We start from the raw sequence: 11918 nt of genomic DNA, 5'->3' as shown, positions 1-11918 counted from the left end.
TTCGGAACCACATTTTCGGCATTTCATATTGCTTTCCTCCTTCTACAAAGAAGATAGCATATATGAAGTTATCTGTCATTGAAAAAGTTGATGTCTCGGAAATTTTACTTGCCGCCGTGTCAGCCTCGACGGGTGGATTCAGTCTTTGGCCGCCTTGGGCGGAGGTACCGCGCGGGCCGCGCGCACCGCGGCTTCCAGTCCCTTGTCCGCAAAGGCGAAAAGTGTATCCAGAGCCTTGGGCAGAGCCGCGCGCAGGCGTTCGGCGTCCTCCGCGTCGGGGCGTCCCAGAACCCAGTTGATGACGTCGCCCTTGTGGGGCGGGCGGCCGATGCCCAGGCGCAACCGGTAGAAATCGGGCGTACCCAGCAGCTCGGTGATGGATTTGAGGCCGTTGTGCCCGGCATTGCCGCCGCCGCGCTTGAAGCGAAGCTCCCCGGCCGGAATGTCCAGTTCGTCGTGGGCCACCACCAGTTGTTCCGGCTTGAGTTTGTGCCAGGCCAGCAACGGCTGCACGCACTGGCCGCTGAGGTTCATGAAGGTCTGGGGCATGGCCGCGAGCCAGGTCCCTTTCAGTTGCGGCAGGCGGACCCGCCAGAGTTCGCAGGAGAATTTGCCGCCGTTGAGAGAACCGAGACCGCCCTCCTTGTCCGCCAGCTCCAGCAGGGCGGAAACCAGGGCGAAACCGCAGTTGTGCCGGGTGCCGTCATAGCGTGGGCCGGGATTGCCGAGGCCCACCAGAACGCCTGTATATTCCATGAGAGAAATCCTTGATGGTTGGAAACGCGGAAGCTGCGGCCGCCTCGTCAGGGCGCGTCCGTGGCTTCCAGCCGCAGGGGCAGGCCCAGCCCAGCGCAGGCCGCGGCGACCGTCCGGGCGATATAGCGGCAGAACTGCGGGTTCATGGCCGCCAGATGCCCGCCGCCGGGCAGCCAGATCAGGCGCTTGCACGGCGCGCGCAGCAGGTCGAAGGTGGACAGGGCCAGCGTCGGGGTGAACAGGGCGTCGTCCCTGGCGTTGAACAGGTAAAGCGGGCAACGCAGGCGCGGAGAAAGGCGGGCGTTGAACAGGCTGGCCAGGAAGGCCAGAGGATAGCTTGAACGGCTTTTGCGCCTGTTGACGTGGATATGGCGCGCTCCGGCGCTGATCCGGCGCAGGGAAAGATAGGCAGGCACCGGCAGGGGCAGGCGCGGCACGCGGCGGGCCAGAGCGTTGATGGCGGCCATCAACTTTTGACGCCGTGCGGCCAGCGGGCGGAACAAGGTCAGACTGATGGCTTCGTCCTGCTGGGGCAGGACGCCGCAGATGGGAAAAGCAGCCGCCAGCCGCCGGGAGGCCGCTGCATGGGCCAGGGTCAGGATGCCGCCCTGGCTGTGTCCACAGACCGCCACCGGTCCCAGACCGGTCTTGTGCAGCCATTGCTCGGCCTCCAACCCGTCGTGCAACAGATCGTCAAACGTGAACCCCACGCTGTGCGGGTTGAGGCCGTGCCCGGTCAGATGCAGGGCGGCCACGGCAAAGCCCGCTTCGCGCAGTGCAGCCAGCAAAGGTCTGTACTGAAAGGGCGAGAGCATGGTGCCGGGGTAAAACAGCATGGTTCCCGCGCCCGGATTGGGCCAGAGCTCAAGGATCAGGCCCCGGCGGCCGTGCCGCAACCGATGATATTGGATTGCATAGTTGCGCATAAAAGATCACTGCCGATAAAGCGCGCGGCGTACAGGACGACGGCTCTCACGAATAAGGGGCGGGCTGGTAATGAGGATTTTTGTTTTTTGTCGAGGCCGTTGCCGCGCCGACGGTTTGCTGAGGAGTCCACAGAGGAGCCGACTTGCTTCAAGTGTAGACGAAACGCGGCGCACACACAAGGGCGGCCCGGCATGGAACACGACAGCAGCGTTGTGGATGGCGACAGCGATTGCATGGAACAAACTGTGCGCTATCCGCGCTGGCCTCAAGCGTAGTTTATTGTAGAGCAATGCTTGAAGGTATTCATGTCTCACAGGCTCTCCAACGGCCAAAACTCCTGTGCCACAGCGCCCGCCAGCGCTTCTTAAAAATGAGGCCGACCCCAAGAAGGGGCCGGCCCAGAAAAACACGGCGGAAAAACAGGCTTATTCCGTAGCGGCGGCCGCACCTTCCTCGCCGCCTTCTTCGCCATCGTCCTTGGCCTTGGCCAACACGCTGACCACGGCGAAGTTCTGGTCGTAGACGGCGGTCACATTGGCGGGCAGCTGCAGATCGGCCATGTTGATGGTATCGTTGATATCCATATCGCTCACGTCAATGGTAATCTTCTTGGGCATATCCAAGGGCTTGCTGCTCAGGCGCACGCTTTCGCGGTAGGTTTCCAGCACGCCGCCCAGCTTCACGCCGCGCGAAACGCCCACGAATTCCAGAGGCACGTCAACCTTGACTTCTTTATTCAGGTCCACGCCGTAGAAATCGATGTGGGTGAAGCACTTCTTGTATGGGTGGCGCTGAACCTGCCAGATCAGCACAGGGTGCGTGCTCTTCTGGCCGTTTTCGTCAATTTCGAGATTGAACACAGTGGTGTGGCCCACTTCCGCATAAAGCTTTTCCAAAGGCAGGGTAGGAGCCTGCACGGTGATGTTCTCACCCTTGGCCGTGTAAAACACGCCGGGGATCAGCTCCTGGGAACGCAGACGGCCGCTGGGACCCTTGCCGCAATCTTCGCGTTTCTGCACGCTCAACGTTTTTTCAATGTCCATGATCCACTCCTTGCTGGCCGCCGCCTGAAACGTGCGGAAAAAGTTCGTATGAGTTGCTTGCCATTCCCTTGCGGGACTTATTCGCTTTTTGTCCGGCGCGTGCCGGCTATACAAACAACACGCTTACCGAAGAGCCGGTATGAATGTTGTGAATGGTCTTGCCCAGCAGCGCGGCCACGGAAATGACCTTCAGCTTGGGGCAGCGCTCCAGTTTGTCGCCCAACGGGATGGTGTCGGTGACGATGACCTGTGAAAGGGCCTCGGTTTCATTGATGCGGTCGATGGCCGGGCCGGAAAGCACCGGATGTGTGGCGCAGGCCACAATTTTGGTGGCTCCGTACTTGAGCAGCACTTCGGCCCCGGCGCAGAGCGTGCCCGCGGTGTCGATCATATCGTCCACCACAATGGCCACCCGGCCTTCCACTTCGCCGATGACATGCATGGCCTGGGCCTGGTTAGGCCGGTCACGGCGCTTGTCCACGATGGCCAGCGGAGCATTGAGCCGTTTGGCATAGGCCCTGGCCCGTTCCACGCCGCCCGCGTCGGGCGAGACAATGACGATTTTGTCTTCGTTAAGCTGGCGCAGGCTGTCCAGCATGACCGGCACGGCGAAAAGATTGTCCACCGGGCAGTCGAAAAAGCCCTGAATCTGTCCGGCATGCAGGTCAATGGTGACCACGCGCTCGGCCCCGGCCACACTGATGAAATCCGCCACCATCTTGGCGCTGATGGGCGCGCGCGGGCTGACTTTGCGGTCCTGGCGGGCATAGGCGTAATAGGGGATCACCGCCGTGATGCGTCCGGCGCTGGCCCGTTTGAGGGCATCCAGCATCAGGCAGAGCTGCACGAGGTTGCGGTTGACCGCGGGCGGACATGTGGGCTGGACCACAAAAACGTCGTCCCCGCGCACATTGTCGCCGATTTCAATGCGCAGCTCGCCGTCGCTGAACGTGGTAGCCAGCGTGGGCGTGAGCTGACAGCCCAGGTGATCACAAATGGCCTTGGCCAGATCCGAATTGGAAGAACCTGTGACTATTTTCAGGTCGCTGAACATGAGGCCGCCTTGCCTTACGCGTTCACGGGCAATGAACGTGTTTTCACCTTTAATAGAAGCGCCCGTTAATACATACCGGCGCTCTTGAAAAAGCACCGTTCCGCCACCGGCAACGCCAATAACAGTTACGGATGGTGACAGCATTGCCTTTGTTGCAAGGCGAACCAGCTTCGCCGTTGCGCAACAATTTCAAAGCGAAATTCTGGTGGCTGGGATGGAAGGGTTCGAACCTTCGAATGACGGAGCCAAAACCCGTTGCCTTACCACTTGGCTACATCCCAGTATTCCCCAAGGAGAGCAGATAAACGTGTCTTTTATCCTTGCGCAGCGCCGCCACGGCATCTTCGGCCCTGGCCGCCGCCGCGCGGCTGAACAGACCCAGCACGCTGGATCCGCTGCCGCTCATGCAGGCAGCACCGGCCCCCAGGCGCAAAAGATCCGCCTTGATGGCGGCCAGTTGCGGATACTGGGGAAAAACCACGGCTTCCAGGTCATTGCGGATGTCCCACACGGACCACACGCTGTCCCCTGCTCCAGAGAGAAAAAATCCATTAGCCTTGCACGGGCTCTTTGTCAAGTCGTTTTGCCTTGCTGCCTGCCCTTTACCGGGGAAAAGGGCGTCATAGCGGGCAAAGGCCCAGGCGGTGTCCACATGGATGCCGGGACAGACCAGCACCAGGCTGAGGCCGGAAAAATCGTAATCCATGGGGATCAGCACTTCGCCGATGCCCTGGACCCGACAGGGCTGATTGTACAGAAAGAAAGGCGTGTCCGCGCCCACGGCAAGCGCCGCGCGGGCCAGGCAGGAGGCATCCGGCGGCCGGACTGCGCGCCGGCTGAGCCAGAGCAGCAGGGAGGCGGCGTCGCTGCTGCCGCCGCCAAGACCGGCCCCCAGCGGAATGCCTTTGCGTAGTTCCACCGCAATGCCGGGCGCGCTGCCCACGGCTTTGACAAAGGCCGCGTAGGCCTTGGTCAGTGTATTACGTTCCGGGTCCAGGCCAGGCTCGTCACAGCGGACGACAATGCCCTGCCCGCCGGTTTCGCTGATCTCCAGATGGTCGCAGAGGGTCGGCAGAGGATAAAACAAGGAGTCCAGCTCATGGTAGCCGTCGGCCCGCACGCCGGTCACGTGCAGTCCCAGATTGACCTTGCAACCTGCCGTAAGCCGGGTCATAGGGTTTCCACAGTCAGATGGCCGTTGGTGTACACGCAGATTTCCGAGGCGATGCGCATGGACTCGCGGGCCACGCTTTCCGCGTCGAGGTCGCTGTGCCGGGTCAGGGCCCTGGCTGCGGCCAGAGCATACGGGCCTCCGCTGCCGATGGCCGCCACGTCGTCGTCGGGTTCAATGACGTCGCCCGTGCCGGAAACCACTAACAGATGTTCGTTATCGGCCAACAGCAGCATGGCTTCCAGCTTGCGCAGGTACTTGTCCTTGCGCCACTCCTTGGTCATTTCCACGGCGGCGCGCAGCAGATTGCCGCGCACTTCCTTGAGCTTTGTCTCGAACAGCTCAAACAGGGTGAACGCATCCGCCGTGGCACCGGCGAAACCGGCCAGAATGCGTCCTTCGTACAGGCGGCGCACTTTCTGGGCCGTATGTTTCATGATCATGGTCTGGCCCAGAGTCACCTGGCCGTCACCGGCCATGGCCACGTGGCCGCCTTTTTTCACTGCCAGTATGGTTGTCGCGTGAGTATCCATCAGTTTTTATCCCAGATTTCCTTGCGTTCCTTGTAAGCCGCTTCCAGCCGCTGGAACTGCCGCTTGTCCGGCGAGCGGCTGGCCAGGGCCTTGGCCTGGTTGAAAAAGCGCTCGGTTTGTTTTTTATTGTTGGAGTACAGGGCGCTGTAAGCCATATGGATGTAGGCGTCGAGGGTTTTGCCCGCCTTGCCCAGGGAGCGGGCGTAGGACTCGTGCACCTCGGCGTCTTCCGGCACATAGCGCAGTACTTCCGTGTAGTACTTGTCCGCTTGGGCCTGGCGGCCGGTTTCATCCAGCATCCTGGCGTAGAAAAAGGAAGCCATGTAATCGCGCGGGTCCAGGCGCATGGCTTGTCGCAGCAGGCCGTCGGCGCGGTTCATATCGCCCTTGCGGTAGTGGAAGGCCCCGGCTTCACGCAGTACCAGCGGGTCCGAAGGGGCGGCGGCCAGGGCCTGGTCGAAGGCCGTACTGGCTTCATTGATCTTGTTCTGGCGGGCCAGCACGATGCCCCGGCCCATGGCCGAGAGCCCGTCCTTGCCGGAGAAGCGTTGCAGAGCCGCCTGCTCGTCGCCGTAACGGGCCCACAGCAGGGTTTTGACGCGGATGAAGCGCCGGTTGTCCAGCTTGCGGTCGCGGATGTCGGCGGGCATGGTCTGGATGCGTGCCTGCAGGCCGTTGATGCGGTCACCGATGGCCGGGTGGGTGGAGAGATAGGCGGGCACGCTGGTACCGCTCATCCAACTTTTCTGGCGCAGCACCTTGAAGCCGCCGACCATGCCGCTGGGCGGATACCCGGCGGCTGTCAGGTATTGCAGGCCGATATGATCTGCTTCGCTTTCGTCCACACGGCTGTAATTGAGCATGGCCGACTGCCCCGCGCCCATGGCGCCTATGGCCAGGGCGCCGCCGCCCGGTCCGCCGGCTGCCACGCCCGCGATAGCCAGCAGGAGCGAACCCACTGTCAGGTACTGCGCCCGTTCCAGGCGCGCGGCCACATGGCGCTGGGTCACATGAGCCAGCTCGTGGGCCAGCACGCCCGCCAGTTCGTCCTCACGGTCCAGATTCATGATCATGCCGGTGAAAACGAAAACATACCCGCCGGGCACGGCAAAGGCGTTAAGGGAATTGTGCAGAACCACCGTGGCCTTGAAGCTGTACGGCTGGGGCGGCAGAGCCTTGACCAGGCGGTCCAGCAGATACTTGACGTACTGGCTTACTTCCGGGTCTTCGACCACCGGCAGACTGGAGCGGACCATGACATCGAACTTATGGCCCATCTCCTTTTCATCTTTGATGGACACGCCGCCGAAAAAGAAAGCCCGCGCCGGTACGGGGCAGAGCTGCGGCAGCAGAAAGGCCAGAAGAACCAGCAGGGCCGTCCAGCGGCGGGCGGCGAAACAACGAAACGACATACTATCCTCTCGGCAAAGCCGGGCCGGGAGTCGGCGTCCGGGAATGCTGGCTATTCCAGATCCCAGGCCTGTCCTTCCGGCGTATCCCGCACGCTTACGCCCAGGTCGAGCAATTCCCGGCGCAGGGCGTCAGAGCGGGTAAAATCCTTCTGCATGCGGGCTTCCCGCCGCTGGCCCAGCAGGTCTTCCACACGGTCCATATCCAGGTTTTTACGTGCGGCGCGCATGGCGCGCAGTTCGGTCAGAAATTCGGCGGGATCCCTGCCGAACAGGCCCAGCTGACCATCCCAGTCGCGGGCGCGGGCCAGAAACTCCTCCAGCAGATCCCGCGTGCCCTCGGCCGCGCGCAGATTTTTTTCTTCCAGCAGGCGGTTGACGATGCGCACCTGGGAGAATATCTGGCCCAGGGCCTGGGCGGTGTTCAGGTCGTCGTCCAGCGCGGCTTCAAAGGCCTGGGGCAGGGCAGCCCATTCCGCCGACAACTCGGCGGGCAGGGGTGTCTTTTTCCAGGAGGCGCGCTCCAGAGCCTTGCTGGCCTCCAGCAGGGAAGAATAGACCCGGTGCTGGGCTTTTTCCGCCTCGTCCATGCCTTCTGAGGTAAAGTCGATGGGGCTGCGATAGTGCTTGCCCAGCAGAAAAAAGCGGAGAGTTTCGGGCAGATAGCTTCCCAGAATGTCGCGGATGGTTTTGAAGTTGCCCAGGGATTTGGACATCTTTTCCGCATTGACCTGCACAAAGCCGTTGTGCACCCAGTAGCGGGCCAGTTCGCAACGGCAGACGGCTTCGGACTGGGCGATTTCGTTTTCATGGTGCGGGAAGACCAGATCCTGGCCCCCGCCGTGGATATCCAGAGGCAGATAGGGGCTGCTCATGGCCGAGCATTCAATATGCCAGCCGGGACGGCCCTTGCCCCAGGGACTGTCCCAGGAGGGTTCGCCGGGCTTGGCGGCCTTCCAGAGGGCGAAATCCAGCGGATCTTCCTTTTCCTCGCCCGGCGCCACGCGCGCGCCTGAAAGCAGTTCGTCCAGACTGCGGCCGGAAAGTTTGCCGTAGGGCGGATAGGAGCGCACCCGGAAGTAGACGTCGCCCGACGGCGTGGCGTAGGCCGTGCCCTCGGCGATCAGCTTGGCGCAGAGATCCTGGATCTGGGGGATGTATTCCGTGGCGCGCGGTTCCAGGTCGGCACGCAGCACGCCCAGGCGGTCCATGTCTTCATGAAAGGCGTCGATATAGGTCTGGGCCACTTCCTTCCAGTCGCGGTCTTCCTTGTTGGCGCGGTTGATGATCTTGTCGTCCACATCCGTAAAATTACGCACAAAGGTGACTTCCAGGCCCAGATGGCGCAGATGGCGGACCAGTGCATCGAACACCAGGGCGGAACGGGCGTGGCCGATATGGCAGTAGTCATAGGCGGTGATGCCGCAGACATACATATGAACTTTGCCCGGCCGGACAGGAATGAATTCTTCTTTTTGACGGCCCAGAGTATTGTAAATCTGCATGACGATCCTTTAGGGGCTGTTTCTAACTTGTCCTTTCGCCCTCTGCCTGCGTCAGGCTCGCCCCGTGCGAAGGTCGGGTTTGAATAAAACGGCTTCGCCGTGAACGGCTCAAACAAGCCGCAGACGCGGCAACGGCTGACGCCCTTGGCAGAGAACGAAAATCCTCATTTAGAACAGCCCCCGGCAGGAGCCCCGGAGCCGACTCTTGGCTCTGCCGGAAAACGCGGCGGAAACAGCCGTCGGCCTGCCCCTGCCTCAGGCGGGAACCTTGAGCAAATCCAGGCGGCGCTGATGGCGGCCCCCTTCAAACTGATTTTCCAGAAAGGTTCCCACAATCGCCAAAGCCAGCTCCACGCCCGTGACCCGCGCGCCCAGGCAGAGCACATTGGCGTTATTGTGGCGGCGGCCGAAGCGGGCGTGCAGCTCGGTGGTGCAGAGCGCGGCCCGGATGCCGGGATGACGGTTGGCTGCCAGAGACATGCCGATGCCCGTGCCGCAGATCAGAATGCCGGGGCAGTTTTCGCGTTCCACGGCTTCGCAGAGTTTATGGGCAAAAACGGGATAATCACAACTGTCTTTGGAATAGGTGCCGTCGTCGATGACCTCATAGCCGAGTCCGGTCAGATGCTGGGCCAGGGTGGCTTTCAGGTCGAATCCGGCGTGATCCGAGGCCAGATGGATGCGTTGCATAGACTCTCCTTGGAGCATTTATGACACTTGAAATGCTCCTTTCCGGCGAGCAACGCCCGCCTACTCGCATTTCGTGACAAGGATTTGCAGGCAAATCCTTGTAGAGCGGTTGGCGCATTTCATGTGTGAACCGCTCTAGCAAAGGAAAACAGACTACTGCGCCTTGTATTGGGAAAGCGGCAGCAGAGGCACGTCCTCCGGCAAGGTAAGGCGCATCTGCTCCTCGGTAAAGGCCTTGGCCGGTTTTTCTCTTTCCTTGATCAGCAGGATGGCACGCTTGCCGTTGCTGTGGGTCAGGGTCAGACGACGGGGCAGCGGCGGCACGGCGTCGTCATAGGCGATTTCCATGCTCCAGCCCTTGCCGCCCTGCGGGGCTTCGCGCCAGGCCACGGGCAGCCCCGCGGCATTGAGGCTTACACTGCCGCCGGGCTTGCCGCTCAACTCGTAGCGCGCCATGCCGTCGGGCAGCAATGCGGCGGCGGTATGCTCCGCACCGAACACAGCGGCGTAGCGGCCGTTGAGCAGGTCCGCCAGGTGTCCCAGGTCAAAGGGCACGGGTACGCCCACCTTGAGTAGCGGTTTGGCCGCGCCCTGGTAGAAATAGGCTTTGTTTTCGCCCGGGCTGTAGACCAGAAAATGCTGGCCGTCCTCCAGGATTTTTGCCACCACCGCGCCCACGCCGGCCATAACGTCCAGGCGCAGCTGACGTCCGCTGTTGCCCCAGAACAGGGCCGTGACCCGACGGGTATCGCCTTCGATGCCGAAACGCAGGCTCATTTGCAGGCGGTAGGGCGCGAGCGGCGCGGCGTCGCTCACGGCCGTGAACTTTTGCCAGCGGTTTTCCAGGCGGGCTTGCGCCTCCGGGCCCAAATCGGCGGTGGAAGGCTGCCTGGCGCAGGCGCAGGCCAGAAGGAAACAACAGAGGAGGGCGAGTTTTTTCATAGTGTCGAAAGGCGCTGCCGCAATGCGTCGGCATTGGCGGGTTTGAGGTCCAGGGCCTTCTGGTAGGCTTTGCGGGCCTCGTCTTTGAGGCCCGAGCGCAGAGCGATGTCGCCGTAATGTTCCCAAATGGAGGAATCCACCTGATCACCCAGCTTGACGGCCCGGCGGATTTCCTTCAGGGCCTCTTCCTGGCGTCCGGACTTGAACAGGGCCCAGGCCAGGGAATCCACAATATAGGATTGATTGGGCGAAAGTTCGTCGGCCCTGACCAGCAGTTTGACGGCTCGTTCCAGATCCCGGTTTTCCTCGGCCAGGGTATAGCCCACATAGTTCAGGGCCTGATAATTGTCCGGATGGCTGGTCAGAATGCCTTCCATTACCGTGAAGGCGCTCTTCTTGTCGCCGGTTTCATCCAGCAGGGAACCGAGCAGAAAGGCCAGATCCGTATTGTCCGGCCAGGTTTTGGCAGCCGCGCGGGCCACTTTGAGGGCGTCCGCCATTTGTTTCTGGCGAGCCATCAGACGGATTTCAAACTCCCAGAAGTCGGGCACGTCGGAAAAATCCTTCTGGCCCTGGCGCACCACCTTGAGCGCGTTTTCGTTCTGCCCGGCTTCAGCCAGCAACTGGGCGCGCAGCAGACGGGAGCGGCCGGCGCTTTTGCTTGTGGGCGGCAGTTTGTCCAGCCAGGACAGGGCCATGGGCAAATCCCGGCGCTGTTCGTAAGTCAGATCCGCCAGCAGCAGGTAGACCTCGCCGGGCGCGCCGCCGTCGGCCACGATCTGCTTGAGCAGGCTTTCGGCCTGGAGATAGTGGCGCGAATCCATGAACATGCTGGCGACCGTGAGTTTGAATGGCACGGTGTCCGGGCCGAGGCGCATATACTGGAGCGCTTTCTCGGGTTGTTTCAGGCGCAGGGAGATGTTGACCAGCCTGAGGGCCACATCCTGGGTGGAAAAATTGAGCTTGATCAGCTTTTCGTAGACCGTGCGCGCTTCGCGCAATTCCCCGCTCTGCTCGTGAATGAAGGCCAGTTCGGCCAGGGCCTCCACAAAATCCGGCATTTCTTTGATGGCCTTCTGGAGATAGGGAATGGCTTCGTTTTGGCGGGCCATGCCGATCAGCGCCCTGGCGTGATAGTAGTCCACCAGGGGAGAGCGCTGCTTGGCCGGAATGCTGTTGAGCAGTTTTTCGGCTTCCGTGAACTGTTTGCTTTTGACCAGCAGCAGGGCCAGTTCCAGACGGGCATCTAGAGAATCCGGATGCTTTTGCAGATAAGCGCGCATCAGCGTCACGCCGCGCTCGGGCATGCCGTGCTCCATGAGCGCTTCGGCGTAGAGCAGATTGAGCGACATGTCTTCGGGCCAAACGCTCAAGGCTTGTTCCAGCAAAATCACGGCATTGGGAGACTTGCGGCTCATCAGCCAGACGCCGCCCTCCATCCAGACCTTGGCCGGAACCGGAGATTCCCTGAACATGGACGCGGCCTGCAACAGGGCCGCTTCATCCTCGTCCAGCAGGGCCTGGGCGTAGAGCAGATAGGCATAGGTGCTCCGCGCTTCGGGCGAGAGTTCAGCTTCCAGCGGGCGCACGGGCACGTCCTGCAGGCTGGCGGGTTCCTTTTGCAAGGGCGCGGGCTTTTCCTCAACGGCGGATTGCCCGGAAGCCTGCCCACTCTGTGGCTTGTTGCCGGCGCAGCCGCCACAGCCGAGGAGCGAAAGAGAGGTCGTGGCGGCCAGGGCCAGGGCGCAGAGCAGCGCTATGGTTTTACGTTTCATTATGATTCAATGCCGTTCGGTTAAAAAAGCCGCAACCTATGGAGATATTTCTGAAAGCAGGCCTCAACAAGCAACAATGCTTCCTTGTCATGCGCCAAAGCAAAGCGTTTTCA

11 protein-coding genes and 1 tRNA gene are annotated in these 11918 nt (G+C 61.5%); all 12 read right to left on the bottom strand.

Going from position 1 to position 11918, the window contains the following annotated elements:
• Nucleotides 1–138: 138 nt before the first annotated feature.
• Complete coding sequence (gene pth / locus KH208_RS07120; RefSeq protein WP_291435077.1) at nt 139–756, bottom strand: aminoacyl-tRNA hydrolase; 618 nt, start codon at nt 754–756, stop codon at nt 139–141.
• 47 nt (nt 757–803) lie between these two features.
• On the bottom strand, nt 804–1682 hold the full coding sequence (locus KH208_RS07115) for an alpha/beta fold hydrolase (protein WP_291435075.1): 879 nt from the start codon (nt 1680–1682) through the stop codon (nt 804–806).
• 426 nt (nt 1683–2108) lie between these two features.
• Complete coding sequence (locus KH208_RS07110) at nt 2109–2726, bottom strand: 50S ribosomal protein L25/general stress protein Ctc (RefSeq protein WP_291435073.1); 618 nt, start codon at nt 2724–2726, stop codon at nt 2109–2111.
• A 106-nt stretch (nt 2727–2832) separates the two neighbouring features.
• A complete protein-coding gene (locus KH208_RS07105) occupies nt 2833–3780 on the bottom strand; it encodes a ribose-phosphate pyrophosphokinase (protein ID WP_008684369.1) in 948 nt (315 codons plus the stop codon).
• A gap of 206 nt (nt 3781–3986) precedes the next feature.
• Nucleotides 3987–4061 (bottom strand) — tRNA-Gln (locus KH208_RS07100).
• Nucleotides 4052–4954, bottom strand: a complete 903-nt coding sequence (ispE, locus tag KH208_RS07095) for a 4-(cytidine 5'-diphospho)-2-C-methyl-D-erythritol kinase (protein WP_291435070.1) — start codon at nt 4952–4954, stop codon at nt 4052–4054. The genes KH208_RS07100 and ispE overlap by 10 nt, the downstream gene beginning before the upstream one ends.
• Nucleotides 4951–5484 (bottom strand): ATP-dependent protease subunit HslV, encoded by a 534-nt coding sequence (gene hslV / locus KH208_RS07090; RefSeq protein WP_291435067.1) that lies wholly within the window; start codon nt 5482–5484, stop codon nt 4951–4953. Before hslV ends, ispE begins: the two co-directional genes overlap by 4 nt.
• The gene (locus tag KH208_RS07085) at nt 5484–6896 is read right to left on the bottom strand and encodes a M48 family metallopeptidase (protein ID WP_291435065.1); all 1413 of its coding nucleotides are present in this window, start codon (nt 6894–6896) and stop codon (nt 5484–5486) included. Before KH208_RS07085 ends, hslV begins: the two co-directional genes overlap by 1 nt.
• 50 nt (nt 6897–6946) lie before the next feature.
• Nucleotides 6947–8398 carry a cysteine--tRNA ligase gene (gene cysS, locus KH208_RS07080; protein WP_291435063.1) on the bottom strand — a complete coding sequence of 484 codons (1452 nt, stop codon included), beginning with the start codon at nt 8396–8398 and terminating at the stop codon, nt 6947–6949.
• 255 nt (nt 8399–8653) lie between these two features.
• Nucleotides 8654–9088 (bottom strand): ribose 5-phosphate isomerase B, encoded by a 435-nt coding sequence (gene rpiB / locus KH208_RS07075; protein ID WP_291435061.1) that lies wholly within the window; start codon nt 9086–9088, stop codon nt 8654–8656.
• 153 nt (nt 9089–9241) lie between these two features.
• Nucleotides 9242–10030 carry a hypothetical protein gene (locus KH208_RS07070; RefSeq protein WP_291435059.1) on the bottom strand — a complete coding sequence of 263 codons (789 nt, stop codon included), beginning with the start codon at nt 10028–10030 and terminating at the stop codon, nt 9242–9244.
• Nucleotides 10027–11805, bottom strand: coding sequence for a tetratricopeptide repeat protein (locus KH208_RS07065; protein WP_291435057.1), 1779 nt, complete (start codon nt 11803–11805; stop codon nt 10027–10029). Before KH208_RS07065 ends, KH208_RS07070 begins: the two co-directional genes overlap by 4 nt.
• Between the last annotated feature and the right edge of the window lie 113 nt (nt 11806–11918).

This window comes from Desulfovibrio sp. (assembly GCF_018379785.1).
In the GTDB taxonomy this organism is placed as follows: domain Bacteria; phylum Desulfobacterota; class Desulfovibrionia; order Desulfovibrionales; family Desulfovibrionaceae; genus Desulfovibrio.
The sequence above is the reverse complement of the archived record's forward strand: the minus strand, read 5'-3'. Positions and strand labels throughout refer to the sequence as shown.